Genomic DNA, 25,909 nt, shown 5'->3' on the forward strand with positions numbered 1-25,909 from the left:
CCTGGCACCCGGCACGGCATGCGCGTCGGGCAGGATCGACCCATGCGCATCTCCGCCGTCGTGTCCGGCGCCCTGACCGTGCTCCTGCTCGTCCTGGTCGCCGTGGGCTGGGCGCCGTTGCTGTCCTTCGACCGGGACGTCGCCGACGCGCTGCACCGCAGCGCGGTCGCCGAACCCGGCTTCACCCACCTGAACCGGATCCTGACCGACTGGGTCTGGGACCCGTTCACCATGCGCGCACTCGCCACGGCAGCCGTGGTGGTGCTCTGGTGGCGGCGCGAGCGGCGCCTCGCCCTGTGGGTCGCCGTCACCACCCTCGTCGCCTGGGGCCTCCAGCAGGGCCTGAAGGCCGTCGTGGGGCGGGAGCGGCCGCGCTGGCCCGACCCCGTCGACACGGCCCCGTACGCGGCCTTCCCCTCCGGTCACGCGATGGCGGCCACGGTCACCTGCGGCCTCCTGCTGTGGGTCCTCGCGCTGCACTGGCGAGCGTCCTGGCGCGGCTGGGGCACGCTCGCCGGGGTGGCCGCGGTGTCGGTCGCCGGGGTCGGCTGGACCCGGGTCTACCTGGGCGTCCACTGGCTCTCGGACGTGCTCGCGGGCTGGCTGCTCGGCTGGTGCTGCGTGGCCGTGGCGATCGTCACGTACCGGCGCTTCGGCGCCGGCGGAACGGATCAGGGCGACGCGCCCGCCGGAGGCAGAATGGGAGGAACACGATGAAGCCGCCTGTTCTGGACGATCCCCCGCGTCGCCCAGAACAGACGGCATGTCCCGCCTCCGGCCACGAGGGCACGACGGCAGGACGCGCTGAGTATATTGGCTGCGAGCCAGTCAACGCAGGAGTCCAGCATGTCCCCGCGTAGCGCATCGGTCAATGAAGAGCTTCGGAGACGCTCGCGTGAGCGGATTCTGGCCGCCACGGTGGAGCTCGTGACCGAGCGGGGGTACGAGGCCACGACGCTCGGGGACATCGCCGAGCGGGCCGGTTCGGCTCGCGGGCTGATCTCGTACTACTTCCCCGGCAAACGGCAGTTGCTGCAGTCCGCCGTGCACCGGCTGATGCACCTGACGCTGGAGGAGGCGCTGGAGCGCGAGCCGCGCACCGAGGACGGCCGGGAGCGGCTGGCGCGGGCGGTCGACGCGGTCCTCGGGCTGGCCGAGCAGCGGCCCGTCCTCATGCGGACGCACATGGCCGGCATCCTCCAGGCCGAGGGCTTCGTGCAGTGCCCCGAGCAACAGCGGCTCGCCGCCCTGCTGCGGGACACCGTGGAGCGCTACGGCTCCACCGACGTGTCCCGCGACTATCCGCTGCTGCGGGCCCTGCTGATGGGCGCGGTGTTCGCGCAGCTGCTCCCGGGGGCGCCGATGCCGAAGGCCCGGCTGCGGGCCGAGCTGTTCCAGCGGTACGGACTCGGCTGGGAGCTGGGTGTGCCGCCGGACGGGGGTCCGCCCGGCGGCACACCGGAACTCGGTAGGCCGTTACCGGACCGGGCGGTCCGGGTGCCGGCTCAGTCGTCGGCGTCCTCGCCACCGGACCGGGAGCCACCGGCGCGGTCGAAGTCGTCGAAGTAGTCCGGCTGCGTCTGGACGTTGAGCTCGTCCATCCGGATCCGGGCGGCCTTGTCGGTGCGCTTGTCGGTGAGCTTCAGGACGTCGAAGCCCTTGACGAGGTCGTTCGAGAAGATGTGCCCGTTGTAGTAGTAGGCGGACCAGGAACCGCCGCCGACGAGGGTGGTCGCGGAGATCGGGCCGCGCTCGAAGTACGCGATCTCCTTCGGCCGCCGGGAGTCGGTGAAGTCCCAGACGGACACGCCGCCCTGGTACCAGGCCTGCACCATGATGTCCTTGCCCCTGACCGGGATCAGCGAGCCGTTGTGGGCGACGCAGTTCTCGGTGTCGGCCTGGTGTCGGGGGATCTTGAAGTAGCTGCGGAAGACCAGCCTGCGCTTGTCTCCCTTGCCGACGATGTCGTAGATGCCGTCCGCGCCGCGGTTCGGGCCGACGGCCTCGTTGCAGGTGGCCGCGCCGCCGCCGCCGAGCTCGTCGGTGAAGACGACCTTGTCGGCCTTCTGGTTGAAGGTCGCGGAGTGCCAGAAGGCGAAGTTGACGTTGTCCTGGACCTGGTCGATCACCCGGGGGCGCTCGGGGTCCTTGATGTCGAACAGGATGCCGTCGCCCATGCAGGCGCCGGCGGCGAGGTCCTCGCCGGGGAGCACGGTGATGTCGTGGCAGCCGGTGGTCTTGGAGACACCGGGGTTGGTGGGCGCGCCGGGGTTGCCGCCGCCGTCCGGGCCGCTGCCCGGGAACAGGACGGGGAAGCCGACGACCTTGGCCTGTTCCGGCGCGTCGCGCGGCACCTTGATGACCGAGATGCCGTCGTGCGGCGGCTGGCAGTCGGGGAAGGAGGCGCTCGGCGAGTACGAGGAGACGTAGACGTACACGTCCTTGCGCTTGGGCACCAGAGTGTGGGTGTGGGAGCCGCAGTTGGTCTCGACGGCGGCGACGTACCTCGGGTTGGCGACGTCGCTGATGTCGAAGATCTTCATGCCCTCCCAGGACGACTTGACCGAGGCCGGCTGGGGAACGCTGGCGCACGAGTCGTCGCTGCGGGAGGAGTCGGTGGAGAGGAACAGGAGGTTCCCGGAGACGGACACGTCGTTCTGGGAGCCGGGGCACAGCACCTGGGTGACCGTCTTCGGCGCCCGGGGGTCGCTGATGTCGAAGATCCGGAAGCCGTCGTAGTTGCCCGCGAAGGCGTACCTGCCCTGGAAGGCCAGGTCGGAGTTGGTTCCCTTGAGTGCGTCCTTGGGGATGTTGACGAGGTGTTCGATGTTCGGGCTGTGGACGATCTCGTCCACGCCGGGTATCTCACCGCTCGCGATCGCGGCGCGGGCTTGCGCCGCCTGCTCCGCGCTGACGGTGCCCTGCACCGAGGCGTCGCCCGGGTCGGGTGTGGCGGCCGCAGGTCCGGCGGCGAGCATTCCGATCAGCAGGCCGACCGCGGCGGTTGCCACACCCAGGCCTCTGATCCGTGCACGCGGGGTACTCGTGGTACGCAACGAAGTCACTCCGTCCTCTCTGGATTCCGTTCACAGCTGAACGACGGATGGACCTCGGCAGTATCTTCCTTGGCGTGCGCATCTCAACAGATGGCAACACACACGTCATGAAGATTCTCCGAAAAGTCGCCGACACCCGAGGGACCGGAGTTGCTCAAGTGCCTGTGGAGAAAGCCTTGTTGAACCGCCCCGAACGCCGCGTCCTCGCCGCCCTGCTGACCGTCTCCGCCGTACTGGCGCTGGGGGCCTGCGAGTCGGGCTCGGACACGGGCGGCGCGGCCCCCGGGGCGGGAGCCGCGAGCGGTCCGGCCATCGTGGCCCCGGGCAGGCCCGGCGAGCCCGCGAGACGCGTCTCGCCCGAGGAGGCGGCCCGGCTGATGCCCGACGAGAGACCGAACGGATCCGACTACCGCTACGTCCAGATGATGATCGAGCACCACCGCCAGGCGCTCACGATGACCGCCCTCGCCCCGCAGCGGGCCGCCTCCCCCCAGGTGAAGGCGGTCGCGGCCCGGATCGCGGCGGCGCAGGGCCCGGAGATCGGCGCGATGCAGGGCTGGCTGAAGAGCAACGGCGGTCCGCGCCCGACGGCCGGCCACGACCACCACGGCATGCCCGGCATGGCCACCGAGGCCCAGCTCGCCGAGCTGAGGGCCGCCAGGGGCAAGGCCTTCGACACGCTCTTCCTGAAGTTGATGATCATCCACCACCAGGGGGCGGTGACCATGGCGTCGGAGGCCCTCGGCCAGGGCAACAACGTCCTGGTGGAGGAGATGGCCAACGACGTCATCGCCCAGCAGACGGCGGAGATCAACCGGATGCGGGCGCTGTAGGACGGGACGGCCGGGACCGCCCGGGACCGACGTGAGACGAGGGCGCGTCCGGCCGAGGAGGTGGTCTGCCGCGCCGGGGCGCGTACGGCGCGTACGCGGCATGGTGGCGGGTGCGCGAGATGCGGGCTCGCGGGTTGCGGGTGCACGGCGGGAAGCGGCGTACGGCGTGCCAGGCCTGGGCCGGAATGCCCGACGTGCCCCCTCCCGGTCCCGGCGCACGCCCCCTCCCCCGCCGGCCCCGCCGGTGCCATGCTGGAGGTCTCCCGGCGGGAAGGGGTGCGTGCGTGTTCCGTGTCGCCGTCGTCGGTTCCGGCCCCAGCGGGGTCTACACGGCCCAGGCCCTGGTCGGGCAGAGCGCCGTGCCCGACGTACGGGTGGACGTGCTGGACCGGCTGCCGTGCCCGTACGGGCTCGTGCGGTACGGGGTCGCGCCGGACCACGAGAAGATCAAGTCGCTCCAGGGGAGTCTGCGCACGGTCCTGGAGGACGAGCGGATCCGCTTCCTCGGCGACGTGGAGGTGGGGGCGCACGGGCTCACTCCGGCCCGGCTCCTGCAGCTCTACCACGCGGTCGTGTACTGCGTGGGCGCCGCGCGCGACCGGCGGCTCGGGGTGCCGGGAGAGGAGCTGCGCGGCAGCTTCTCGGCGACGGAGTTCGTCTCCTGGTACAGCGCCCATCCGGACGCCGTCCAGGACGATTTCGGCCTGGACCGGCCCGGCGCCGTGGTCGTCGGGGCGGGCAACGTGGCCGTCGACGTGACCCGGCTCCTGGTCCGGCGGCCGGAGGAGCTGCGCCCGACCGACATCCCGGAGGGCGCACTGCGGGCGCTGGGCGCGAGCGGGGTGCGCGACGTGCACATGGTGGCGCGCCGCGGGCCCGCGCAGGCCCGGTTCACCACCAAGGAGCTGCGCGAGCTCGGCACGCTCCCGGACACCCGGATCCTGGTCGACCGTACCGATCTCGCGCTCGACCCCGCGTACGACGACCCTTCCGGCCTCCCGGCCGTGAACCGGCGCAACCTCGACGTCGTACGGAGCTGGTCGGCGGGCGCCGCCCTGGCCGCGCCGGCCACGCGATCGGTGCGGCTGCGGTTCTTCCTGCGGCCCGTGGAGATCCTCGGGGACGCGGACGGCCGGGTCGCCGGCGTGCGCTTCGAGCGCACCGAGCCCGACGGGAGCGGTGGGGTACGGGGCACCGGGCTCCACGAGGAGATCCGCGCCGGCCTCGTGCTGCGGGCGGTCGGCTACCAGGGCGTACCGCTGCCGGGACTCCCCTTCGACCCGGCGCCCGGCACGGTCCCGCACGCGGCCGGCCGGGTGCTCCGGGACGGGACGCCGTCGCCGGGCGAGTACGTGGCGGGCTGGATCAAGCGCGGCCCCACCGGTGTGATCGGCACCAACCGGCCCTGCGCCAAGGAGACCGCCGCGTCCCTCCTGGCCGACGCGGCAGCCCTCACGGGCCGCGACATCGCGCCCGACCCGCTCGCCGCGCTGCGCGCCCTCGGACACGCGCCGGTGCCCTGGACGGGCTGGCAGATGATCGAACGCGCGGAGGCGGCCCTGGGCGGCTCGCTGGGCCGCGGACCGGTGAAGATCCCCGACTGGGCGGGGCTCCGCGAGGCGGCGCGGGTGGCTTGGACGGCGGCGGGTCAGCCGATCGGATGACTCGGGGGTCGACCGGGCAGGGCGCGGGGAGGGACCGGCGGGCGGACCGGCCGCAGCCGGTCGCGGCACCACGACGGACGACAGGGCGGGAGAGAAGTTCGCCCGGGCCGGCGTCGCCGCCCTGGACGACTGACGTACCGCGCGCCCGTCCCACCCGCCGTCACCTCGCCCCCCGGCATACCGAGGATCCCCCATGACCGCCGCCTATCTCCGGCTCAAGGTGGTGGCCCCGCTGCGGGCCCGCTGATCCTCCGGCCGGATCCAGGGCGAGCGAATCGAGACCCACGGGGGGCGGGACCGTGAGCGACCGGGGCGGTCGGAGCGGTAAGACGACCGGGGCGGTCGGGGCGGTGAGGCGACCGGGGCGGTCGGCCGTGGCCCGGCCCGGCGGGCCCGTCGTCCGGAGCCCGGCCGCCGCCGGGCGCCACGCCTACTGCGGGTGTGGCCGTTCGCGGTGCGCCTCGGCGTCGGCGGACTCCAGGACGCTGTCGAGAAGGCCCGGGAAGAGGGCGTCGAGGTCGGCGCGGCGGAGGCTGTTCAGCTTGGCGGTGCCCTGATAGGTCTGCCGGACGACACCGCTCTCGCGCAGCACGCGGAAGTGGTGGGTGCTGGTCGACTTCGTCACGGGAAGGGCGAAGTACGAGCAGCTGAACGCCTCGCCCCTGCCGTGCGCCATGGCGCACACGATCCGCAGGCGTATGGGGTCGGACAGCGCGTGCAGCACGGGCCCGAGCCGGATGTCCTCGCGCGCGGGGTGCTCGATGTGCCGGGGGCTGGTCGCGGTCGTCACGGCTGCGGCTCCACGGCGCTCGGGAACGGATGCGCCCATTGTACGAGCCCCCGGCACCGGCAGGGGCCGCCCCGGCCAGGCCGGCAACACGCCTCCCACCTGGGGCGGAGCCCACTCCGAGGGCCGTTGTCAGTGGCCGGGTGCAGACTGGCCGGTATCCGCGACAACGGCGTCCTGGAGGTGTCGGGCATGACCGACGTGCTACTGACCGTAGGTACCCGCAAGGGTCTGTTCATCGGCCGTCGGCGGGGCGGGCGATGGGAGTTCGACGATCCCCACTTCGCCGCGCAGGCGATCTATTCGGTCGGCATCGACACCCGCCGCGGCACCCCGAGGATCCTGGTCGGCGGGGACAGTTCGCACTGGGGCCCCTCCGTCTTCCGCTCCGACGACCTCGGCGCGAGCTGGACGGAGCCGCCCGCGCCGGCCGTGAAGTTCCCCCAGGACACGGGGGCTTCCCTGGAGCGGGTGTGGCAGCTCCAGCCCGCTCCCGCCCACTCCCCCGACGTCGTGTACGCGGGGACGGAGCCGGCGGCGCTGTTCCGGTCGGCGGACGGCGGCGAGTCCTTCGAGCTGGTCCGTCCGCTGTGGGAGCACCCGACCCGGGACAAGTGGGTGCCGGGCGGTGGCGGCGAGGCGGTGCACACCGTCGTCACCGACGCGCGCGACCCGGAGCTGGTGACCGTCGCGGTGTCGACCGCCGGCGTCTTCCGTTCCCGCGACGGCGGAGCGAGCTGGGCGCCCGCCAACCAGGGGGTGTCGGCGGTGTTCCTGCCGGATCCGCACCCCGAGTTCGGCCAGTGCGTGCACAAGATCGCCCAGGACGCGGGCGACCTGGACCGGCTCTATCTGCAGAACCACTGGGGGGTGTTCCGCAGCGACGACGCCGGCGGCAGCTGGACCGACATCGGCGGCGGACTCCCCTCCGACTTCGGCTTCGCCGTCGCCGCGCACCCGCACCGGCCCGACACCGCCTACGTCTTCCCCCTCAACGCGGACTCCGACCGTGTCCCCGCCGAGCGGCGTTGCCGCGTCTACCGCACGACGGACGCCGGGGCGACCTGGGAGCCGCTCACCAGGGGCCTCCCGGAGGGCGCCCACTACGGCACGGTGCTGCGCGACGCCCTGTGCACGGACGACGGCGACCCGGCGGGTGTCTACTTCGGCAACCGCAACGGGGAGCTGTACGCGAGCGCCGACGACGGCGACAGCTGGCAGCTTCTCGCCGACCACCTGCCCGACGTCCTGTGCGTGCGGGCGGTGGTGACCGGGTGAGCGGAGGGCTGCCACCGCGGGCCCCGTCATGAGGCCCCGTCATGAGGCCCCGCCCTCGACGGGGCGTGACCCGGGGCCGGGACCAGGGGCGCCGGAGCCCGTGACGCACGTGGCGGGCCCGCGCGTCACGTGACTGTCCGGTGCCGTGAGGATTCCCGCGGCACCGGGTGGCCGTCCAACGGAAGCCGGTAGAGGGTGAAAGCGCGGCCGATCACCGGCTGGGCGACGTTGCGGACCCGGACGCCGCCTGCGGTCATGCCGTGTTCCGTACCGAGGTGGGCGTGACCGTGCACGGCCAGGTCGGCACCGGCGGAGTCGATCGCCTCGGCGAGCAGGTAGCTGCCGAGGAACGGGTAGATCTGCAGCGGCTCACCCGCCAGCGTGTCGGGCACGGGCGAGAAGTGGGTCAGCGCGATGCGCACCGCGCACCCGGCCGCCGACAGGTCGCCGAGCGCGCCCGCGAGCCGGTCGGCGCTGCGCCGGGTCGTCCGGACGAACGCCTTCATCTCCGGCTCCCCGAACTCGCCCGCGCTGGCCCCCATGAAGCCCCCGCAGAAGCCCTTGGTGCCGGCGACGCCGACCTTGTGTCCGGCAACGGAGAGCACGGCCGCCGTGCCTTCCAGGACGGTGACGCCCGCGGCCTCCAGGACACGCTCCAGCTCCGCCTCCTGGCCGGAGTGGTAGTCGTGGTTGCCGAGGACGGCCACCACGGGCACACCGGCCTCCCTCACCTCCTCGGACACGACCACGGCCTCCTCGGCCGTGCCGTGCCGGGTCAGGTCGCCGGCCAGGAGCAGCAGGTCGGCGCAGTCCGGCAGGACGGAGAAGGCGGGCTTCAAGAGACCCCGGCAGTCCGGGCCCAGATGGATGTCGCCGACGGCCGCGACCCGTACGACCGGTGGCTGCGACGGGGCGGTCATGACAGCTCTTCCGGCCGGTCCGGCGCGTCCGCGCAGGCCACGGCCAGGTCGCCGTGCACCGTGAGCCCCGCGAGCTCGCCGCGGGCGACTCGCAGGATCTCGTCGCGCCGGGCGGCCGTGGGCACGGTGCCGGTCAGCAGGACGGCACCGCCCCGCTGCTCCACGTGCACGCCGAGCTCGGCCACGTCGTCGCCCGCGAGGCGCGCGACCAGCCGCGCGAGGCGGTACTCGTCCTCGGACGCGGCAGGATGCTCAGTCATCGTCCGGTCCTCCTCTCGCACCGGCCGCGTCCCCGCCGATCACGTCGAGCAGTTCGAGCAGGTAGAGGAAGGCGACCGCCATGGGCATGTCCCTGGTCTCCGCGCGCACGCGCTCCCAGTCGACGCGCTCGCGCAGCCCGCGGGCCACGGGAAGCAGAGCGCCGAAATCGCAGTGGTGCTCGGAGAAGGCCGAGAGCCGCCCGACCATGAGGTCGGTCGGGTCGATCACGGGCATGTGCACCGAGTCCACCGGCAAGGTCCAGGCACGGGAGAGGAGTTCGGTGGTGACGGGCCGCCCGGCGAGGGCGAAGATGAGATCGATCTCCTCACCGCCGGTGCGGGCCTTCACGAGCCAGTCCTCCGGCGGTTCGACGATGCGTACGCCCCGTTGGCGCAGCAGACGCGTGACGGTCTCGGCGTCCTCCCCGCGGACGGCGAAGTCGGTGTCGTGCTGCAGGCGCACCGGCACGCCGTGCGCGTACACGGCGACGCTCCCGACGAGGGCGAAGGGGCAGTCCGAGGTCTTCAGAACGGCGGCGATCTCCTTCGTGGCCTGGAGGATGGCCTGCGTGTGGTCGGCCGGCAGGGGGCCCGCCCGGTCGGCACCCGGGTGGGGAGCGGCCACGTGATCCGTGCCGCCCGGCCGGCTTCCCTGGTGCGCGTCGGGCGGGTGCAGCGCTCCGTGCGGAGCGGTGGCTCCGGAGCGCGCGCTGTCGCCCCGGTCGTCCGTGAGGTTCATGCGTTCTCCCTCCGTGGCGTCGGTCCTCCCCGGACGGCGGCGCGCCGTGTCCGCGGGGCTCCGGGCCGTCGCACCGCTACCCGCGAGCCGCACCTGCGGGTGGCTCCTGCGGCACGGCGGGGCAGAGACCGAAGAGCCCGATCGAGCGGGTGATCTCCAGCATGCGCACCATCTGGTGGCTGGGCGCCGCGAGGGTCAGGGGGTGCCCCGACTCCAGGGCGCGCCGCCTGCCGCTGAGCAGCTCGTTGAGACCTGTGGAATCGCAGAACGACGAGTTCTGCAGGTCGAGAATGATCTCGGCGCCCCGTGGCGCCCTCGCCACGGCCGTGCGAATCAGGGCTCGCAGCCGGGCCGAGTGGTCCAGGTCCATGTCGCCCCTCACCCACACCACGAACGGGTCAGGGGCGGAGCGATCGGCCTCGGAGTGTGGTGTCTCCGTCACGGACGTCATCGCACACCTCCTCGTCAGGGAGGCGACTGCCCTGCGCAGGGGATCGCATGCTCACGTGCCGCGCCCCGTCCCATCACCGCACGTCCCCCGGGCCCCCGCCCTCGCCCCCCGCCGCCCGAGCCAGGCGGGCAGACCAGCCAGACGGGCAGACCAGCCAGGCGGGCAGACCGGGCGGACGGGCAGACCGGCCAGACGGGCAGACCGGCCAGACGGGCAGACCGGCCAGACGGGCAGGCGGGCCGGGGCGGGCGGTGAGTGATCACGCCGCGGGCGGGGCAGCCGCCTGCCGTCCGTTCGAGCACCCTTCCCGGGAGGCAGCACCATGCGCGCCCTGACGTGGCAGGGCACGCGGAACGTCCGCGTGCAGTCCGTACCCGACCCGCGACTCGAGGAACCGACGGATGTCGTCGTCAAGGTGACGTCCACGGGAGTCTGCGGGTCCGACCTCCACCTCTACACGGTCTTGGGACCCTTCCTCGACGCCGGCGACATCCTGGGTCACGAGGCCATGGGCGTCGTCGAGGAGGTCGGCTCCGAGGTGACCACGCTGCGGCGCGGTGACCGGGTCGTCGTCCCGTTCAACATCTCCTGCGGGCGTTGCTACATGTGCGACCAGGGGCTCCACTCCCAGTGCGAGACCACCCAGGTCCAGGAGTACGGCAAGGGCGCGGCGCTCTTCGGCTACACCAAGCTCTACGGGCAGGTGCCCGGGGGGCAGGCCGAGTACCTGCGGGTCCCGTTCGGTGACACGCTGCCCGTCAAGGTGCCCGAGGGCCCGCCCGACGAGCGCTACGTGTACCTGTCCGACGTGCTGCCCACCGCCTGGCAGGCGGTGGAGTACGCGGATGTTCCGCCGGGTGGTTCCGTCACCGTCCTCGGTCTCGGCCCGATCGGACAGATGGCCGCGCGGATCGCCCTCCACCGTGGCGCGGGCCTGGTGGTGGGGGTCGACCCGGTGCTCGCCCGGCGCGAGCGGGCCGCTGCGAGCGGGGTGCACACCATGGACCCGGACGAGCACGGAAAGGACCTGGCGGACGCGATCCGGCAGCTGACGGAGGGCCGCGGGACCGACTCCGTGATCGACGCCGTGGGCATGGAGGCGCACGGGACACGGCTCGCGGCAGGGCTGCAGCGCGCCACGGCGCTCCTGCCCGACGCCCTGGCGAGGCCGCTCATGGAACACGCGGGCATCGACCGCCTCGACGCCCTCCACAAGGCGATCGACATCGTGCGTCGCGGCGGAACCGTCTCCGTGTCGGGTGTCTACGGTGGAGCGGTCGATCCCATGCCCCTGCTCACGATCTTCGACAAGCAGATCCAGCTCCGCATGGGCCAGGCCAACGTACGTTCCTGGGTGGACGACATCCTGCCGCTCCTCGACGACGCGGACCCCCTGGGCGTGGAGGGCTTCGCCACCCACACCATGCCGCTGGAGGAGGCGCCCCGGGCCTACGCGATGTTCCTGGCCAAGGAGGACGGCATGATCAAAACCCTGCTCAAGCCCTGACGGAACCTCCTCGACGCGTGACGTCCACGCGTGAATGGTCCCCGGGACGGCGGGTAACCGCCCCTGCGGGAGCCCGGGGAGAGGTCGGAGCGGGTTCCCGACGACTACGAGGCCGAGGAGCTGACGCGCAATGGCCGGAGGCAAGAGGATCCGCGGCAAGGCCCAGGAAGAGATGGGCAAGGTCAAGGAGAAGGCCGGAGAGGCCACCGACAGGGACGATCTGCGCCTCAAGGGCGCCGGCGACCAGGTGGCCGGCAAGGCCAAGCAGGCGGTCGGCAAGCAGGAGCGGAAGGTCAAGGGCACGGCGGAGGAGGCGAAGGGCCGGATGCGGCGGCACACCTGACGCCGGCGCGCGGGACACGATTCTCGCTTCGCATCGCTCCGAGGGTCCGGAAGGCACTGCCTTCCGGACCCTCGGCCGTGTAACACCCCGGATTCGCCGTCCGACCGCGCTCTCGCGGCGACCGCCGTGTTTCGGACGGGGTTGTTGTTGGAATTCGCAGTGATTACGCAGGGGATTTTTTCGACTTTGGCGGTGAACCGTCACGAACAGCAACCGCAGACGCAAGAGGAAAGACCCGGACGAGACCGAGCGCGACGCGGAACTCGATGACGCGCCCGAGGAGGAGTTCGACGAGGAGGACGAACCCGAGGAGGAGTTCGAGGAAGAGGACGAGCCCGAGGAGATCGAGGAGGACGACGAGCCCGAAGAGGAGATCGACGAGGACGACGAACCGGATCCCGGGACGGATTCCGATTCCGATTCCGATTCCGGGGGCAGGCGTGGCGACACCGCCGAATCGGCCACGTCGCCCGAGCGGGTGCCGGCCACGGAAGCGCTCCGGCTCGGCGTGCAGCAGCTCACGGAACTTCTGGGAAGGACCCCCGAATCCGTGTCCGGCCTCAAACCGACGGAAGAGGGCTGGACGGCGCAGATCGAAGTCGTCGAGATCGAACGAATTCCGGAGACCACCAGCGTTCTGGCCAGTTACGAGGTTGCGCTCCGCTCGGACGGGCAGTTGCTGGGGTACGAACGCGGCAAGCGATACACGCGCGCTCAGGTCGACAACGGCCGCTGAGCATGCCGTTCCCTCAGGACCGAGGGAGGAGAACGTGTCTGTTGTACAGCAAGGTGGCGGGATGCCCGGACAGGGCGGCGGCAGCGGAAATCTTTACGACGTGCTGGACCTGATACTCGACCGGGGCCTCGTCATCGACGCCTTCGTCCGGGTGTCCCTCGTGGGAATCGAGATCGCCAAGATCGACGCCCGCGTGGTCGTGGCAAGCGTCGATACGTACCTCCGCTTCGCCGAGGCCTGTAACCGCCTCGACCTCGAGAGTGGCAGGAAGGCCCCGGCGCAGTTGCCCGACGTCATGGAGAAGACGATGGAGGGCGGAGCCAAGGGCAAGTCGAAGGGCGCGCTGACCGGGGCCGTCGAGGCCTTCACGGACTCCCTGACCGGTCGGGGCGACGACGAGAAGGAGAAGCAGCCTCGCGAGCGGGAGAAGCGCGAGGACGACCGTCCGCGTGAGCGCCGCTCGTCGCGGCGGTCCTCGGAGGGCGGCGACTGACCATGGCCCTCTACGTCTATGCCGTCACGAAGTCGTCGCACCCCCTCGACGTCGACGATCTGACCGGCGTCGGTGGCGACGACTCGCCCGTGCGGACCGTGCGCGGAGACTCACTCTGCGCCGTCGTGAGCGAGGCTCCGGACAACGTGCGCGTGAAGCGCGCCGACATCGAGGCGCACCAGGCCGTGCAGGAGCGCCTGTGGCGCGACGGCCCCACCCTGCCGCTGGGCTTCGGTTTCGTGGCCGAGGACGAGGACGCCGTCCGTGCGGTTCTCGAAGGGGGAGCAGATCAGTTCGCCCAGCGCCTCGACGAGCTCACCGACCGGGTCGAGTTCAATGTGAAGGGTGTCCAGGAGGAGGACGCCGTCCTCCGGCAGATCGTCGCCGAGTCCGAGCCGATCCGGGAGCTCAACGCCGCCACGCGTGAGGGCGGCGGCACCTACGAGCAGCGCCTCGAACTCGGACAGCTGCTGCACGACGAGGTCCAGGCCCGGCAGGCGGCGCTGGCCGAGTCCGTCCTCGCCACGCTGAGGCCGCACGCCCGCGCGGAACGCCTGTCGGAGCCCTCGCAGCAATACCTCCTGAACGCGTCGTTCCTGGTCGACCAGGAAGGCACCGAGGAATTCACCCGGGCCGTGCAGGAGGCGACCGGCGAGCTGCCCGACGGGGTCGAGGTCCGGGTCCGCGGGCCACTGCCCCCGTACAGCTTCGCCTGAGGTGGGCACGCCGTCCGCGAAGGGGTGGCACGAAACCGCTGGGAGGATCCGTGGGATTGCTGACGGAGATCCTGATATTGCCCGCAGCCCCGTTCAGAGGGGTCTCCTGGGTGCTCGACAAGGTGCTGCAGGCCGCGGAACAGGAGTACTACGACCCGGGCCCGGTGCAGGAAGCGCTCGCCGCGCTCGAAAAGGAGCGGGAGGAGGGCAACATCGACGACGAGGAATTCGAGAAGCGCGAGGAGCTGCTCCTGCAGCGTCTCGAGGAGATACGGCTGTACCTACTCGGTCGATCGGGACCGCAGGGCACGTAGCGGGAGTCCCGGTTCCGTCAGAGGACCGCACACGTCCGGGGCGAGGAGAGAAGCATCATGAACAACGCCAAGATGGGCACCGCTCTCATCGGCGGTTACCTGCTGGGACGGACCAAGAAGGGGAAACTCGCGCTCGGGCTGGCAATGGCGCTGGCCGGGTCCCGGGTCAAGCCCGCACAACTGGGGAAATCCCTGGCGAAGTCGCCGATCCTCAGCCATGTGAACCAGCAGGTGCGCGGAGAACTCATGTCGGCGGGAAAGGCCGCCGCCACGACCGTGCTCAACGCCAAGGCCGAGCACCTCGCCGACGCCCTGCACGGCCGGACCGCGGGCCTGCGCGACGGGCAGCGGAACGACGACGGAGACGACGGAGACGAGGGGGACGAGGGGAACGCACGGGACGACGCGGGGTCGGAGCCGGAAGGGCGGCGGAAGCGCTCGGGCGGTGACTCCGGGAGGCCGGCCCGCGCCAGGAAGGACACGTCGGGCGACGACGGCGAGACCAAGCCGCGGCCGCGGCGCACGGCCTCCTCCGGTCGCGGCGGCGGTACGGCGTCGAAGACGTCCGGCGGGACGACGAAGCGATCGACGCAGCGGGCGTCCTCGTCCACCGCGTCGAGGAGCAGCCGTTCAGGAGGCGGCAGGAGGCAGGACGATGACTGACACGAGGGGATCGGAACGGCAGGCGCAGGACGGCAACGGCGACGCCTCCGGCGGATCCGGCACGCAGGGGCTGCTGGACCGCAATCCCGGCGCCAACCACCTGGCGGAGGAGTTCGGTTCCTACTTCCAGGCTCGGCTCGACAAGGCGCTCGGCGGCGTCGGTGACCGCATCGGCGACGTGGCGGAGAAGGTGGGCGAGGCGCACCTCGGCCCTGGCACCCTGCTCCGCGGCGTCGGCAAGGGGGTCGGGCACATGGCCTCGGAGGCGAAGGACTCGATCATGGACAAGGTGACCTCTGGCAAGTCCGGCAAGTCCTCGTCCTCGAACTCGGGCGGCAAGAACCTGACGATCATCGAGGACGTCGACGTGGGCGTTCCCGTCGAAGAGGCGTACAACCAGTGGACGCAGTTCCAGGAGTTCAGCCGCTTCGCCAAGGGCGTCGTCTCCGTCGAGCAGAAGGACGAGACGACCACCCGCTGGCAGGTCAAGGTCGCCAAGTCGAACCGGGCCTGGACGGGAAACGTCACGGAGCAGATTCCCGACGAGCGCATCGCCTGGTCCTCGGAGGGCGCCAAGGGCACGACCAGGGGCGTGGTCACCTTCCATCCGCTGGGCGAGAACCTCACCAAGGTCCTGCTGGTCATGGAGTACTACCCCAAGGGCTTCTTCGAGAAGACGGGCAGCCTCGTGCGGGCGCAGGGGCGACGTGTCCGGCTCGACCTCAAGGCCTTCCGCACGTTCGTGATGCTGAAGGGCGAGGCGACCGGGAGCTGGCGCGGCGAGATCCGGGACGGCGAGGTCGTCGCGGGCCCGGACGAGGAGCAGGAGGAGGGCGAGGAGGGCCAGGCCCAGGACGAGTACGAGGACGACGGGTACGAGGACGAGGACGAGGACGACGAACTCGGGCCGGAGGACCGGGACGAGGAGGACGAGGAGGACGACGACGAGGGGGAGCCCGAGGACCGGTACGACGAGGACGACGAACTCGACGAGGACGAGGACGAGGAGGAGGCGGAGGACCGGTACGACGACGAGCCGGAGGAGGCCGACGAGGACGACGAGGACGAGGACGAGGAACCCCGCGCCGCCCGTCGGAGCCGCAAGCGCTGACGCCCGGAAAGCGAGGTCGAATCCGTCGTGACCGCATCGGAACCCGCAGGCCCCTCGGGTGGACGCAGCCTGACCCCCTACGGGCAGAACCAGAGCGCGAACCTCGCCGACATCCTGGAACGCGTGCTCGACAAGGGCATCGTCATCGTCGGGGACATCCGGATCAACCTGCTCGACATCGAGCTGCTGACCATCAGGCTCCGGCTCCTGGTCGCCTCGGTCGACAAGGCCAAGGAGATCGGCATCGACTGGTGGGAGAACGACCCCGACCTGTCCTCGCGGGCGGAGCCCCGGCGGAAGCTGGAGCAGGAGAACGAGCGCCTGCGCGCCGAGGTCGAGGCGCTCCGCGCACGGCCCGCGCCCCGCTCCGCCCTCCCGGAGGGGTCGGAACCCCGCCGTCGCCGGACCGCCGACCCGGAGAGCGACCGACGTCGGCCCGCCCCCGAACGCCGAAGCAGACGAAGGGATTCGGAGACCCGGAAGACCCGCACCCGCCACGCCGCGGACGCGGATCCCGATGACGCGTACGAGAACGACGACGGGGCCGAGCAGGAGACCGAGGCCGAACGACACCGGGACTGACGTCATGGCTGCAGAGTTGAGTTACGCCTACGCCGTCGTGCGCCCCACCGCGGCGCTCTCGGGTGAAGCGCTGCGCGAGGTCGGCGGCGTCGCCTCGGGAACCGTCCGGCTGGTCGCCGCGGGGGGCCTGGCCGCGGCGGTCGGCTCCGTACCGGAGGAGGAGTTCTCCGAAGCCGCCCTGAAGCTCCACCTGGAGGACCTCGACTGGCTGGAACAGGTGGCGCGCGCCCACCACGGCGTCGTCGAGTTCCTCGCGTCCCGCACCACGGTGCTCCCGCTGCGGCTGGCCACCGTCTACGTGGACGACGCCCGGGTGCGCGAGGTGCTGCACCGGGGGGCGGAGACGTTCACCCGCATGCTGGACCGCTTCGCCGGCCAGCTGGAGTGGGGGGTGAAGGTCTACGCCGAGGCCGCCCGCGACGCCACCGCCCCGGAGGCCGCGGACGCGGACGCCCCCGATCCCGGCCGTGCCTACCTGCGCCGCCGCCGCAGGCAGCACCAGGACCGGGGGGCCGCCTGGGCCGCCGCAGCCGAGGCGGTGCGCAGGATCGGGGCCGAGGCCGGCGAGGTCGCGGTGGACCTGGCGCGCCACCGCCCGCAGCAGGGCCAACTGGCCGCCGGTGCCGGGGAGAACGTGGCCAACGACTCGTATCTCGTACCGGCCGGCCGATCCGACGAGTTCCGTGAGCGGATCGAGGGTGCGACGCGGGGCCTGCCGGGCGTGCGCGTCGAGATCACCGGCCCGTGGGCGCCCTACTCGTTCGCGGTGCTCCCCGAGCCCGAGGCGCCGGAAGGGGTGGGGCGGCCGTGACCGGCCACGACGAGAAGGCGCTCGCGGAGCGGCACGTGGCCCTGATCGACCTGCTGGACCGGCTTCTGAACGGGGGCGTCGTCCTGACCGGCGACCTGGTGCTGTCGATCGCGGACATCGACCTGGTGCGGATCTCCCTGCGGGCCGTCGTCCTCGCCGTCCGGGAGGACGCGCGGTGGGCCCTGCCGGCCCTCGCCACGGAGGTCGGGCGAGAAGAGGCTCTCCCGCCCGGTCACGCGCAAGGAGAGGTCCTCGCACCGGGTCTCGGGCGAGGAGAGCCCCTCGCGCCGGGTGTCGGGCGAGGAGAGGAAGAAATCGGGGGGAAGGAGGGACCCGACGGTGACCGGACCGACTGACCGCACCGGGCCCGCGGCCGCCGACCGGCGGCGCGAGGTCGTCGACGCGGCGCACCGCGCCTTCGCCCTCCTGCCCGCGCGCGCGGGCGACGTGCCGAGCGGCGGGGCCCGGGCCCGGCAGCCCGTGCGCCGCTTCCACGCGGATCCCGACACCGTCGAGCGGGACCTCGTCACCCTCGTGCTGACCGTCGTGGAACTGCTGCGCCAGCTGATGGAACGCCAGGCCCTGCACCGGGTGGACCAGGGCGATCTCACCGAGGACCAGGAGGAGAGGCTCGGTCTGACCCTGATGCTCCTGCACGACCGCATGACGGAACTCTGCGACCACTACGGGCTCACCCTGGAAGACCTCAATCTCGACCTGGGCCCCCTGGGCACCCTGCTGCCTCCCTGAGCCGGGGCGTGCGGCGGAGACGGGCGGGGGGCTGTCGGTGTGCGCCAGTAGGGCGGGGGCTGTCGGTGTGCGCCAGTAGGGCGGGGGCTGTCGGTGTGCGCCAGTAGAGTGACGCCGTGGCAGCACGACCGTTGAACGAAATCGTCGAGGCCGGGTGGGCGCACGCGCTCGCGCCGGTGGCCGAACGCATCGCCGGGATGGGGGACTTCCTGCGGCAGGAGATCGCCGCCGGGCGGACCTACGTACCGTCGGGGGCGAACGTCCTGAGGGCGTTCCAGCAACCCTTCGACGAGGTACGGGTCCTCATCGTCGGCCAGGACCCCTATCCGACCCCCGGCCACGCCGTGGGGCTGAGTTTCTCCGTGGCCCCGGACGTGCACCCGCTGCCGCCGAGCCTGGAGAACATCTTCCGGGAGATGAACACCGACCTGGGTCTCCCCCGGCCCTCGAACGGCGACCTGACGCCGTGGACCCGGCAGGGCGTGCTGTTGCTCAACAGGGCGCTCACCACGGCCCCGCGGAAGCCGGGCGCGCACCGGGACAAGGGCTGGGAGGCGGTCACCGAGCAGGCCATCCGGGCGCTCGCCGCGCGGGGGAAGCCGCTCGTGTCCGTGCTGTGGGGCCGCGACGCCCGCAATCTGCGTCCGCTGCTCGGCGACCTGCCGGCCATCGAGTCCTCGCACCCCTCGCCGATGTCCGCGGACCGCGGTTTCTTCGGCTCGCGGCCGTTCAGCCGCACCAACGAACTGCTGCTCCGCCAGGGTGCCCAGGCCGTGGACTGGCAGCTGCCGTGACGGGGGCGGAGCCGGAGCTCGTGGTCGGGGTGGACTCCGGCGGCTCGGGGCTGCGGATCGCGCTCGCACGGGCCGCGGACGCACGGGTCCTGGAGACGGTCTCCTCCCGTGAACCGGTCCGGACCGGGGCGGGCGGGATCGACGCCGGTCAGCTGGTCGCGCAGGTGCTGCCCGCGGTCGACGCCATGGCCGGGCGTGCCGGTGGCGGCCGGGTCGTGGCGGCGTGCGTCGGGGCGGCCGGGATGGCGACGCTCGGCGACCGGTTGCGGGCGGAGCTGCCCGGGGCGCTCGAACGGGCCTGGGGCGTGCGGCGGCTGGCGCTGGCGGCGGACGCCGTCACCGCGTACGCCGGGGCGCTCGGGCAGCGGCCCGGCGCGGTGGTCGCGGGCGGAACCGGGCTGATCGCGATCGGCACGGACCTGGCCGGCTGGCGCCGGGCGGACGGCTGGGGCCATCTGCTGGGCGACTGCGGCAGCGGGGCCTGGATCGGCCGCGCGGGCCTGGAGGCGGCGATGCGCGCGTACGACGGGCGGCGTGGCGGTTCGGCCGCGTTGCTGGCGCGCGCCGAGGAACTGTTCGGTCCTGCGGCGGGGTTGCCCGGGGCGCTCTATCCGCGCACGGACCGGCCGGCCGTCCTGGCCTCGTTCGCCCCCGGGGTGGCGGGCTGCGCCGCGGCCGGCGACGCGGTGGCGAGGGGGATCCTGGAGCGCGCGGGCGGTCACGCCGCGGAGGCCGCGGCAGCGGTCTGCCCGTCGGGAGCGGCCGTCGAAGTGGCCTTGACGGGTGGGCTGTTCACGATGGGCGAGCCGTTGCTCGGTCCGCTGCGCGAGGAGCTCGCCAGGCTCCTTCCGGCAGCGCGCGAGGTCGCCCCGGCGGGAGATCCCCTGGCCGGAGCGGTGACGATCGCCGGAGCGCTGGCGAACGGCGCGCTCCGCCTGCCGGCGGATCCGCTGCTGCTCCGAGTCACCAGGTAATCGGCGGTTCCGGGCCAGTTCGGACATAATCGGGCAGAATTCGCCCGACCGCACCTCAACGAACGCGGCATCGGACAAAACCAGTAGCATGCGGCGCCATGAGCTCCCCCACTGGGCCCAACCCCGGCCTGCCTGTACGAATGCCACGACCCCGTCAGTCCGGGCGGCACCGTCGCCCTGAACCCGTGGCGGCGCCCGAGGGCGCTCCCGCGCTGGTTCTCGCTGTTCCCGGCGTCCCGTCGGCCGCCATACGCTCGCTGGCCGAAGAGGTCGTCAGCATCGCCCGCTCGGAGCTGCCCGGCCTGGAGGCCGCGATCGGCTACCTGGACGGCGACGACGCCGAGTTCCCCACCCTGTCCGCCGTGCTGACGCGGGCCGCGGCCCTGCGCACCGAGCGGTACGAGATCGCCGTGGCCGCAGGCCGCGAGGTCGCCGCCCCCGAGGGCCCGGCGGCGGTCGTGGTCCCGCTGCTCGCGGGCCCCGACAGCGCCCTGACCCGGCGGATCCGCCAGGCGGTCATGGACGCGGGCAACAACGCCGAGCTGACCGATGTGCTCGGCCCGCACCCGCTGCTCGCCGAGGCGCTGCACGTGCGCCTCTCCGAGGCCGGTCTGGCCCGCGCCGACCGCGCCCGGCTCTTCACGGTCGCCACGGCGGCTGACGGCATCATCCTCGCCACGGTGGGCGGCGAGGAGGCCGTACAGGCCGCCGGGATCACCGGCATGCTGCTGGCCGCGCGTCTCGCGGTGCCGGTGATGGCGGCGGCGCTCGACCAGGAGGGTTCGATCACCGCGATCGCCGAGCAGCTGCGCAACGCCGGTTCGGAGCAGCTCGCGCTCGCCCCGTACCTGATCGGCCCCGAGCTGGCCGAGGGGCTGCTCGACGCGGCCGCGAAGGAGGCGGGCTGCCCGGCCGCCGAGGCGCTGGGCGCGTACCCGGCGATCGGCCGTCTGGCGCTCTCGCAGTACATGGCGTCGCTCGGCATCACCCCGCAGCAGGGTTCGCCGGTCCACTGACCGTCACGGCGAGGGCCCGCACCGGATCGCTCCGGTGCGGGCCCTTTGCGCGTCCGGGCGCGGGACGGCCCGCGCGCCCGGGTCCGGCGGGCGCGCAGCGTCCGGTGCGCGCCCCCCGGTGCGGGGCCGCCTCACCTCGTGCGCACCCCGTGCCGGGGCGGCGGGTGTGAGGGCGCCCGGCCTCGGGTCATCCGAAGACCACGCAGGAGGCGGCGGGAGCGGGGACGGAGCCGGCCCGCTCGGGGACGCCCTGCTCGGGGTCGACCGTGAACCAGGTGACGTCCCCGGAGCGCTCGTTCGCCGCGTAGAGGTGCCGGCCGGAGGGGGCGAGGGCGAGATCGCGGGGCCACCGGCCGCCGCAGGGCACCGTGGCGACGAGCCGGGCGGTGTCGCCGCCGTGGTCGAGGGCGAGGACGGCGAGGGTGTCGGTGCCGCGTACGGCGGCCCAGAGGAAGCGCCCGTCGGGCGCGGCGACGACCTCGGAGGGGTAGGCCGGCCCCGTGGTGCCGTCGGGCACGACGGGGGTCTCGCCGAGCGGCGTGAGGACCCCGTTCTCCGGGTCCCAGCGGCAGACCGTGAGGGTCGGCTCCAGCTCGTTGAGGACGTAGGCGTGGGTGCCTGCCGGGTGGAAGGCGAGATGGCGCGGGCCCGTACCGGGGCGCAGCGCGGCCGCTCCGTGCGGGCGCAGGGCGCCGGTGGCGGGGTCGAGGGCGGATATCGTCACGGAGTCGGTGCCGAGGTCCACGGCGAGCACCCAGCGCCCGCCGGGATCGGGCAGCACCTGGTGGGCGTGCGGGCCGGCCTGCCGCTCGGCGACGGGGCCGGAGCCCTCGTGGTGCAGCCGGCCGGTCGGGGCGCCGAGGGTGCCTCCGGCGCCGCGGGGCAGGGCGGAGACGCTGCCCGAGGTGTAGTTCGCGGTGAGGACGTGTCCGCCCACGACCGCGAGGTGGGTGGGGCCGGACGCCCCCACGGGCACGGGGGCGCCGAGCGGACGGGGCGCGGGGCCGGTGACGTCGAAGGCCGCCACGGCGCCCTGCTCGGTCTCGGAGACGGCGTACAGCACGTCCCCGTCGAGCGCGAGGAACGACGGGTCGGCGACGCCGTCGCTCGCGCCCGTGACGTGCAGGGCGCCGCTGTCGGCGTCCCAGGCGGCGGCGAGCACCCCGGGCCCGCCCGCCGAGGTGAACGAGCCGATGAATGCCCGGGCACGGCGCTGACCGCCGGCCCGTCCCGTCCGTGTGTCGCCCACGGCGCCTCCCCTGTCCCTGGGCCGGTCACGGCAGACCGGCCGTCGTGCGGCCGACGGTAGCAGGCGGTCTAGACCAGGGTGGGGCGGTGCGGCCGGGGCGGCGTGGGGATCAGGCCGCCGGGACCAGGGGGGCGCGCGGGGAGGTGCGCAGGGGCGTGGCGAGGTCGACCAGGGCGCGTTCGAGACTGTCGAGGTGGGCCAGGGCGGCTTCCGCGCCCGGGTGGTGGGGCCGGAGGCCGGGTGTGGCCGGCTCGGGGCGGGCCGGGGGCACGCCCGGGACCAGGGCGTGCACGGCGGCCTCGACGCGCCAGGCGGCGGTCGCGAGACGGGCGTCGTGGGAGGCGTCGGGGTCGGCGGCGACCTCCGCGAGGCCCCGGATCTCGCGGGCGCAGTCGTCGAGCAGGGCGAGCACCCGCCGGGCCCGGGCCTTGCGGGCCCGGAACGGGCTCAGCGGATGGACGAGCGGCGCGAGGGTGAGCCGGGCGCGGGCCAGGAGCAGATCGAGCTCGGCGGCCGTCGGCGCCGGGTCGGCGTGCGGGTCGCCGGCGAGGCGGCGGGCCGCCGCGGTGGTGCAGGCGTGCACGCACGTCACGGCGCGCTGGATCCACGCGTTGGTGGCCGCGTGGGTGGTCACCGGCAGGAGGACGACACCGACGGCCGCGCCGAGGGCGCCGACGGCGGTCTCCTCGAAGCGGAGCAGCAGCAGCCCCGGGTGCAGGACGCCGAGCAGCCCGTAGAGCAGGCCGGCCATGACGGTCACGAAGAACATCATCCAGCTGTACGAGAGCGGGGCGGTGTAGAAGATCCCGAAGACGCAGACGGCCACGAGCACGGCGGTCGGTGCGGCGGCGCCTTCCAGCGGCAGGGCGATGAGCAGTCCGGCGGCGATGCCGGTCACGGTGCCGACCACCCGGCGGAAGCCGCGGACGAGGGTCTCGCCGCGCGAGGCGGTGTTGACGAAGATCCACCAGGCGGTGCCGACGGCCCAGTACCAGCGGTCCTGGGACAGGATCTGGCCGGCGGCGAGGGCCACGGCGCAGGCGGCGGTGGTCTGGAAGGCCTGGCGGGTGGTGGGCCGGTCGAGCCCGGTGCCGGGCAGCGGCGCCGGCGCGGCGGGCGGCGGGACGCGCCGCTCGATGCACCAGGCGACGAAGCGTACGGCGCCGGCCGCACCGAGGGCGAGCAGCACGGCCGTGAACAGCTCCGGCAGCTGTGCGGGCAGCGCGTGCAGGAACTGGGTCACGAAGAACTGCATGAAGGCGAAGATGCCGAGCGCGTGCCCGCGCGGGCCCCAGCGGCGGGCGTACACCCCGGCGAAGACGACGAGCAGCCACGCGAGGTCGCGCAGCATCGGCAGCCCGTGCAGGGAGGTCGCGAGCGCGAGGACCGGGAAGCCGGCGAGCGGCAGCAGCGTGGTGGTGACCGCCTGGCGGCGCACGGTGGGGTCCCCCACGGTGAACAGGGCCAGCAGCGCGGCGAGACCGGCGGTGATCGAGGCCGTCAGGGACAGCCCGGCCAGTTCGGCCACGGCCACGGCCACGGCGACGCCGAGCACGGCGCGCGTGGCGACGCGCAGCCGGACCCTGCCCGGGTCGGGCGCCACACACATCCTGCGCAGGATCCTGCCGCCGGCCGCCAGGCCCCTCTTCACGACGGTCGTTCCGCCCCCGCTGCCGTACACACACCCTCTTCGTCGTCGTGGCCGTCCCGGCCGGATCCGCATGGCTTCGGACATGGCGATGGCGCCGCGGGTCCGGGGCCGGCCACCCTGCCGGTCCGGCGCGTGCGCGGCGCCATCTGTCCAACTCTTCCGAAAGGAAAGCACCGTTCCGCCCACTGGCTCAACCGACGGGCGTGGGGCTGGGCCATTGGTACAGTCGAGGTGGCGACGATACGGCCAGAAGGAGGCCAACGGACCATGGCGGTGGACGAGCTCGACACCCGCATCCTGCGGCTCCTCATCGAGCAGCCGCGCACGAGCGTGCGCGAGTACGCACGGATCCTCGGGGTGGCCCGCGGCACCGTCCAGGCCCGGATCGACCGCCTCGAACGGGACGGGGTGATCACCGCCACCGGTCCGGTGCTCTCCCCCGCGGCTCTCGGGCACCCGGTGCTCGCCTTCGTGCACATCGAGGTCACCCAGGGGCACCTGGACGACGTGGGGGACGCGCTGGCGAGCGTCCCGGAGATCGTCGAGGCCTTCTCCATCACGGGCGGCGGCGACCTCCTGACGCGCGTGGTGGCGCGGGACGCCGGACATCTCGAGGACGTGATCCAGCGGCTGATCCAGCTGCCCGGGGTGGTCCGCACGCGGACGGAGATCGCGCTGCGCGAGCGGGTGCCGCACCGCCTGCTGCCGCTGGTCGAAGCCGTGGGGCGGAGGGCGCCCTGAGCCGGAGCGGGCCGCCGCCTCCGGGGATCCCGCGCACGGCGTCGGAGCGGCCGCCATGCCCCCGGCGTTCACGGCTTCCTCCAGGCGGCCACCGGGTGCCCGGAGGACAGGCCACAGTCGATTGCCGAGGAGACGCGGGCGGGCCTAACGTGACGCACATGCAGTCCTACACCATCGGCCAGGCCGCACGTCTGCTGGGCGTGAGCCCGGACACCGCGCGCCGCTGGGCCGACGCCGGCCGGGTCGCCACCCATCGCGACGAGGGCGGCCGCCGGCTGATCGACGGCCGCGCCCTGGCCGCCTTCTCCATCGAGATCGCCCAGGCCGGCACGGGGGACGGGGAGGAGCCGTACACCTCGGCCCGCAACGCGTTCCCCGGCATCGTGACCGCCGTCAAGCTCGGCGACATCGCCGCCCAGGTCGAGATCCAGGCGGGCCCGCACCGGCTCGTCTCGCTGCTCACCCGCGAGGCGGTGGAAGAGCTGGGCCTCGAGGTCGGCATGCAGGCCACGGCCCGCGTGAAGTCGACCAGCGTCCACATCGACCGCGCCTGAGCGACCCGCACCCCGCTCCGCCCGCAGGGCGCGCCCGCCCGCGACACCTGCTGCGGACCCTCCGGACCGCTCGGGCAGCGCACCCGCCCGGGCCCGCGGACACCGCGCCCGGCACAGCCTCCCGCCGCGTCCCGGCCGGGACCCTCGCCGCGGAAAAATCGCTGTCCCGGGGCGGGAGGCGTGTGACACGGTGCCGACGCACCGGCCGTCGACCCTGGAGCGCTCCATGACCCTCCCGCCCCGCCTCGTCCCCCTCCTGGAGCAGTTCGACTTCGCGCGCGAACGGCTCGTGAACCGGCTCAACGGCCCGCTGATGGACAGCGGCAACGGCACGGACGTCCGGGTCGGTCCGATCACCGACGCCGAGTACCTGTGGGAGCCGGTGCCGCACTGCTGGTCGGTCCGCCGCCGCGAGTCCGGCCCCGGCGCCCGCGCCACGGTCCTCACCGGCACGGGCGAGTGGGGCCGGGACGCGGCCCCGCACCCGCACCCCGAGCCGGCGCCGTTCACGACGATCGCCTGGCGGCTGAGCCACCTCGTGGAGATGTTCGTGCTGCGCACCGACCACACCGTCGGCAGCCACCGTCTGACCAGGGACGACTTCCAGAGCCGCGGCGACGCGGCCTCGGCCGTCGCCGACTTCGAGCGGTCCACGGCGGACTGGCGCACGGCACTCGTGGGGCTCACGGACGCCGACCTGGACACGGTGGGCCTCAGCACCTATCCGCACGGCGGCGATGCGGAGGAGGCGTTCGTGGACGTCGTCTGGTGGATGAACCAGGAACTGCTCCACCACGGTGCGGAGATCGCCCTGCTCAGGGATCTGCACCGGGGCGGGGGCGGGGGTCGCTGACCCCGCTGCGGCGCGGTCCCGCGTGGGACGATGGGAGCAGATCCATCCTCGCGCGAGCAAGGA

General features: G+C 73.3%; 30 protein-coding genes and 1 pseudogene. 23 read left to right on the forward strand and 8 right to left on the reverse strand.

Annotation, left to right across the window (positions count from 1 at the left end; all coding sequences use genetic code 11):
- Positions 1–42: 42 nt before the first annotated feature.
- Positions 43–717 carry a phosphatase PAP2 family protein gene (locus ACGF1Z_RS14575; protein ID WP_393003651.1) on the forward strand — a complete coding sequence of 225 codons (675 nt, stop codon included), beginning with the start codon at positions 43–45 and terminating at the stop codon, positions 715–717.
- A 129-nt stretch (positions 718–846) separates the two neighbouring features.
- Positions 847–1,569 (forward strand): TetR/AcrR family transcriptional regulator, encoded by a 723-nt coding sequence (locus tag ACGF1Z_RS14580; RefSeq protein ID WP_393003653.1) that lies wholly within the window; start codon positions 847–849, stop codon positions 1,567–1,569.
- Here ACGF1Z_RS14580 and ACGF1Z_RS14585 read toward each other — a convergent pair.
- Positions 1,506–3,065, reverse strand: a complete 1,560-nt coding sequence (locus ACGF1Z_RS14585) for an LVIVD repeat-containing protein (RefSeq protein WP_393003655.1) — start codon at positions 3,063–3,065, stop codon at positions 1,506–1,508. The two genes, ACGF1Z_RS14580 and ACGF1Z_RS14585, sit on opposite strands and share 64 nt — an antisense overlap.
- A gap of 167 nt (positions 3,066–3,232) precedes the next feature.
- Between ACGF1Z_RS14585 and ACGF1Z_RS14590 the strand changes: the two genes are divergently transcribed.
- Positions 3,233–3,889 (forward strand): DUF305 domain-containing protein, encoded by a 657-nt coding sequence (locus ACGF1Z_RS14590; protein ID WP_393003657.1) that lies wholly within the window; start codon positions 3,233–3,235, stop codon positions 3,887–3,889.
- Between the two features lie 284 nt (positions 3,890–4,173).
- On the forward strand, positions 4,174–5,553 hold the full coding sequence (locus tag ACGF1Z_RS14595) for an FAD-dependent oxidoreductase (RefSeq protein ID WP_393003659.1): 1,380 nt from the start codon (positions 4,174–4,176) through the stop codon (positions 5,551–5,553).
- A gap of 430 nt (positions 5,554–5,983) precedes the next feature.
- Here the strand turns inward: ACGF1Z_RS14595 and ACGF1Z_RS14600 are convergent, their stop codons facing one another.
- Entirely contained in the window at positions 5,984–6,343 is a 360-nt protein-coding gene (locus ACGF1Z_RS14600; RefSeq protein WP_393003661.1) for an ArsR/SmtB family transcription factor, read from the reverse strand.
- A gap of 189 nt (positions 6,344–6,532) precedes the next feature.
- Here ACGF1Z_RS14600 and ACGF1Z_RS14605 point away from each other — a divergent pair, with 189 nt between their 5' ends.
- Complete coding sequence (locus ACGF1Z_RS14605; RefSeq protein WP_393003663.1) at positions 6,533–7,618, forward strand: WD40/YVTN/BNR-like repeat-containing protein; 1,086 nt, start codon at positions 6,533–6,535, stop codon at positions 7,616–7,618.
- 125 nt (positions 7,619–7,743) lie between these two features.
- Here ACGF1Z_RS14605 and ACGF1Z_RS14610 read toward each other — a convergent pair whose 3' ends face one another.
- The 4 genes from ACGF1Z_RS14610 to ACGF1Z_RS14625 all read right to left on the reverse strand — a co-directional run bounded on the left by ACGF1Z_RS14610 (position 7,744) and on the right by ACGF1Z_RS14625 (position 9,988).
- Complete coding sequence (locus ACGF1Z_RS14610; protein WP_393003665.1) at positions 7,744–8,538, reverse strand: metallophosphoesterase; 795 nt, start codon at positions 8,536–8,538, stop codon at positions 7,744–7,746.
- On the reverse strand, positions 8,535–8,798 hold the full coding sequence (locus tag ACGF1Z_RS14615) for a BON domain-containing protein (protein ID WP_393003667.1): 264 nt from the start codon (positions 8,796–8,798) through the stop codon (positions 8,535–8,537). Before ACGF1Z_RS14615 ends, ACGF1Z_RS14610 begins: the two co-directional genes overlap by 4 nt.
- Positions 8,791–9,537, reverse strand: a complete 747-nt coding sequence (locus ACGF1Z_RS14620; RefSeq protein ID WP_393003669.1) for a nucleotidyltransferase family protein — start codon at positions 9,535–9,537, stop codon at positions 8,791–8,793. The genes ACGF1Z_RS14615 and ACGF1Z_RS14620 overlap by 8 nt, the downstream gene beginning before the upstream one ends.
- Before the next feature lie 76 nt (positions 9,538–9,613).
- Positions 9,614–9,988 (reverse strand): STAS domain-containing protein, encoded by a 375-nt coding sequence (locus ACGF1Z_RS14625; protein WP_393003671.1) that lies wholly within the window; start codon positions 9,986–9,988, stop codon positions 9,614–9,616.
- 322 nt (positions 9,989–10,310) lie between these two features.
- Between ACGF1Z_RS14625 and ACGF1Z_RS14630 the strand changes: the two genes are divergently transcribed.
- The 15 genes and pseudogenes from ACGF1Z_RS14630 to ACGF1Z_RS14700 all read left to right on the forward strand — a co-directional run bounded on the left by ACGF1Z_RS14630 (position 10,311) and on the right by ACGF1Z_RS14700 (position 20,798).
- The gene (locus ACGF1Z_RS14630; RefSeq protein WP_393003673.1) at positions 10,311–11,495 is read left to right on the forward strand and encodes an alcohol dehydrogenase catalytic domain-containing protein; all 1,185 of its coding nucleotides are present in this window, start codon (positions 10,311–10,313) and stop codon (positions 11,493–11,495) included.
- A gap of 130 nt (positions 11,496–11,625) precedes the next feature.
- Positions 11,626–11,838: a CsbD family protein gene (locus ACGF1Z_RS14635; protein ID WP_393003675.1), complete on the forward strand. Its 213-nt coding sequence runs from the start codon at positions 11,626–11,628 to the stop codon at positions 11,836–11,838.
- 373 nt (positions 11,839–12,211) lie between these two features.
- Entirely contained in the window at positions 12,212–12,574 is a 363-nt protein-coding gene (locus tag ACGF1Z_RS14640) for a gas vesicle protein (RefSeq protein ID WP_393004187.1), read from the forward strand.
- 34 nt (positions 12,575–12,608) lie between these two features.
- The gene (locus tag ACGF1Z_RS14645; RefSeq protein ID WP_393003677.1) at positions 12,609–13,067 is read left to right on the forward strand and encodes a gas vesicle structural protein GvpA; all 459 of its coding nucleotides are present in this window, start codon (positions 12,609–12,611) and stop codon (positions 13,065–13,067) included.
- Between the two features lie 2 nt (positions 13,068–13,069).
- Positions 13,070–13,783, forward strand: coding sequence for a GvpL/GvpF family gas vesicle protein (locus tag ACGF1Z_RS14650; protein WP_393003679.1), 714 nt, complete (start codon positions 13,070–13,072; stop codon positions 13,781–13,783).
- A gap of 77 nt (positions 13,784–13,860) precedes the next feature.
- Complete coding sequence (locus tag ACGF1Z_RS14655; protein WP_393003681.1) at positions 13,861–14,097, forward strand: gas vesicle protein GvpG; 237 nt, start codon at positions 13,861–13,863, stop codon at positions 14,095–14,097.
- Between the two features lie 57 nt (positions 14,098–14,154).
- Complete coding sequence (locus tag ACGF1Z_RS14660) at positions 14,155–14,760, forward strand: ABC transporter substrate-binding protein (protein WP_393003683.1); 606 nt, start codon at positions 14,155–14,157, stop codon at positions 14,758–14,760.
- Complete coding sequence (locus tag ACGF1Z_RS14665; RefSeq protein ID WP_393003685.1) at positions 14,753–15,871, forward strand: SRPBCC family protein; 1,119 nt, start codon at positions 14,753–14,755, stop codon at positions 15,869–15,871. The genes ACGF1Z_RS14660 and ACGF1Z_RS14665 overlap by 8 nt, the downstream gene beginning before the upstream one ends.
- 27 nt (positions 15,872–15,898) lie before the next feature.
- Complete coding sequence (locus tag ACGF1Z_RS14670; RefSeq protein ID WP_393003687.1) at positions 15,899–16,453, forward strand: gas vesicle protein; 555 nt, start codon at positions 15,899–15,901, stop codon at positions 16,451–16,453.
- A gap of 4 nt (positions 16,454–16,457) precedes the next feature.
- Entirely contained in the window at positions 16,458–17,264 is an 807-nt protein-coding gene (locus ACGF1Z_RS14675) for a GvpL/GvpF family gas vesicle protein (RefSeq protein ID WP_393003689.1), read from the forward strand.
- A pseudogene (locus ACGF1Z_RS14680) lies at positions 17,261–17,449 on the forward strand (gas vesicle protein); the annotation flags it as partial. The gene ACGF1Z_RS14675 and the pseudogene ACGF1Z_RS14680, both read left to right, overlap by 4 nt.
- A gap of 154 nt (positions 17,450–17,603) precedes the next feature.
- The gene (locus tag ACGF1Z_RS14685) at positions 17,604–18,014 is read left to right on the forward strand and encodes a gas vesicle protein K (RefSeq protein ID WP_393003691.1); all 411 of its coding nucleotides are present in this window, start codon (positions 17,604–17,606) and stop codon (positions 18,012–18,014) included.
- Between the two features lie 116 nt (positions 18,015–18,130).
- Positions 18,131–18,808 (forward strand): uracil-DNA glycosylase, encoded by a 678-nt coding sequence (locus ACGF1Z_RS14690; RefSeq protein ID WP_393003693.1) that lies wholly within the window; start codon positions 18,131–18,133, stop codon positions 18,806–18,808.
- On the forward strand, positions 18,805–19,782 hold the full coding sequence (locus ACGF1Z_RS14695; RefSeq protein ID WP_393003695.1) for an N-acetylglucosamine kinase: 978 nt from the start codon (positions 18,805–18,807) through the stop codon (positions 19,780–19,782). The genes ACGF1Z_RS14690 and ACGF1Z_RS14695 overlap by 4 nt, the downstream gene beginning before the upstream one ends.
- Positions 19,783–19,880: 98 nt before the next feature.
- Positions 19,881–20,798 carry a sirohydrochlorin chelatase gene (locus tag ACGF1Z_RS14700; RefSeq protein ID WP_393003697.1) on the forward strand — a complete coding sequence of 306 codons (918 nt, stop codon included), beginning with the start codon at positions 19,881–19,883 and terminating at the stop codon, positions 20,796–20,798.
- A gap of 187 nt (positions 20,799–20,985) precedes the next feature.
- On the opposite strand, the gene ACGF1Z_RS14705 is transcribed toward ACGF1Z_RS14700, so the two are convergent.
- Positions 20,986–22,047: a lactonase family protein gene (locus tag ACGF1Z_RS14705; RefSeq protein WP_393003699.1), complete on the reverse strand. Its 1,062-nt coding sequence runs from the start codon at positions 22,045–22,047 to the stop codon at positions 20,986–20,988.
- Between the two features lie 109 nt (positions 22,048–22,156).
- Positions 22,157–23,656 carry an FUSC family protein gene (locus ACGF1Z_RS14710; protein ID WP_393004189.1) on the reverse strand — a complete coding sequence of 500 codons (1,500 nt, stop codon included), beginning with the start codon at positions 23,654–23,656 and terminating at the stop codon, positions 22,157–22,159.
- A 309-nt stretch (positions 23,657–23,965) separates the two neighbouring features.
- On the opposite strand from ACGF1Z_RS14710, the gene ACGF1Z_RS14715 reads away from it, so the two are divergent.
- From ACGF1Z_RS14715 to ACGF1Z_RS14725, 3 genes are all read left to right on the forward strand, one after another.
- A complete protein-coding gene (locus ACGF1Z_RS14715; protein WP_393003701.1) occupies positions 23,966–24,439 on the forward strand; it encodes an Lrp/AsnC family transcriptional regulator in 474 nt (157 codons plus the stop codon).
- 158 nt (positions 24,440–24,597) lie between these two features.
- Positions 24,598–24,993, forward strand: coding sequence for a molybdopterin-binding protein (locus ACGF1Z_RS14720; RefSeq protein ID WP_393003703.1), 396 nt, complete (start codon positions 24,598–24,600; stop codon positions 24,991–24,993).
- 226 nt (positions 24,994–25,219) lie between these two features.
- Positions 25,220–25,846 (forward strand): DinB family protein, encoded by a 627-nt coding sequence (locus ACGF1Z_RS14725; protein WP_393003705.1) that lies wholly within the window; start codon positions 25,220–25,222, stop codon positions 25,844–25,846.
- The last annotated feature ends 63 nt before the right edge of the window (positions 25,847–25,909 follow it).

This window comes from Streptomyces sp. NPDC048018 (assembly GCF_043202995.1).
Lineage (GTDB): Bacteria > Actinomycetota > Actinomycetes > Streptomycetales > Streptomycetaceae > Streptomyces.

Bases quoted from the DNA above. Each gene is read 5' to 3' on its own strand.
- ACGF1Z_RS14715 (WP_393003701.1), top strand. From the start codon at position 23,966: ATGGCGGTGGACGAGCTCGACACCCGCATCCTGCGGCTCCTCATCGAG.
- ACGF1Z_RS14615 (WP_393003667.1), bottom strand. From the start codon at position 8,798: ATGACTGAGCATCCTGCCGCGTCCGAGGACGAGTACCGCCTCGCGCGG.
- ACGF1Z_RS14650 (WP_393003679.1), top strand. From the start codon at position 13,070: ATGGCCCTCTACGTCTATGCCGTCACGAAGTCGTCGCACCCCCTCGAC.
- ACGF1Z_RS14620 (WP_393003669.1), bottom strand. From the start codon at position 9,537: ATGAACCTCACGGACGACCGGGGCGACAGCGCGCGCTCCGGAGCCACC.
- ACGF1Z_RS14575 (WP_393003651.1), top strand. From the start codon at position 43: ATGCGCATCTCCGCCGTCGTGTCCGGCGCCCTGACCGTGCTCCTGCTC.
- ACGF1Z_RS14725 (WP_393003705.1), top strand. From the start codon at position 25,220: ATGACCCTCCCGCCCCGCCTCGTCCCCCTCCTGGAGCAGTTCGACTTC.
- ACGF1Z_RS14660 (WP_393003683.1), top strand. From the start codon at position 14,155: ATGAACAACGCCAAGATGGGCACCGCTCTCATCGGCGGTTACCTGCTG.
- ACGF1Z_RS14665 (WP_393003685.1), top strand. From the start codon at position 14,753: ATGACTGACACGAGGGGATCGGAACGGCAGGCGCAGGACGGCAACGGC.
- ACGF1Z_RS14580 (WP_393003653.1), top strand. From the start codon at position 847: ATGTCCCCGCGTAGCGCATCGGTCAATGAAGAGCTTCGGAGACGCTCG.
- ACGF1Z_RS14610 (WP_393003665.1), bottom strand. From the start codon at position 8,538: ATGACCGCCCCGTCGCAGCCACCGGTCGTACGGGTCGCGGCCGTCGGC.
- ACGF1Z_RS14675 (WP_393003689.1), top strand. From the start codon at position 16,458: ATGGCTGCAGAGTTGAGTTACGCCTACGCCGTCGTGCGCCCCACCGCG.
- ACGF1Z_RS14710 (WP_393004189.1), bottom strand. From the start codon at position 23,656: ATGTGTGTGGCGCCCGACCCGGGCAGGGTCCGGCTGCGCGTCGCCACG.
- ACGF1Z_RS14605 (WP_393003663.1), top strand. From the start codon at position 6,533: ATGACCGACGTGCTACTGACCGTAGGTACCCGCAAGGGTCTGTTCATC.
- ACGF1Z_RS14630 (WP_393003673.1), top strand. From the start codon at position 10,311: ATGCGCGCCCTGACGTGGCAGGGCACGCGGAACGTCCGCGTGCAGTCC.
- ACGF1Z_RS14700 (WP_393003697.1), top strand. From the start codon at position 19,881: ATGAGCTCCCCCACTGGGCCCAACCCCGGCCTGCCTGTACGAATGCCA.
- ACGF1Z_RS14635 (WP_393003675.1), top strand. From the start codon at position 11,626: ATGGCCGGAGGCAAGAGGATCCGCGGCAAGGCCCAGGAAGAGATGGGC.
- ACGF1Z_RS14720 (WP_393003703.1), top strand. From the start codon at position 24,598: ATGCAGTCCTACACCATCGGCCAGGCCGCACGTCTGCTGGGCGTGAGC.
- ACGF1Z_RS14625 (WP_393003671.1), bottom strand. From the start codon at position 9,988: ATGACGTCCGTGACGGAGACACCACACTCCGAGGCCGATCGCTCCGCC.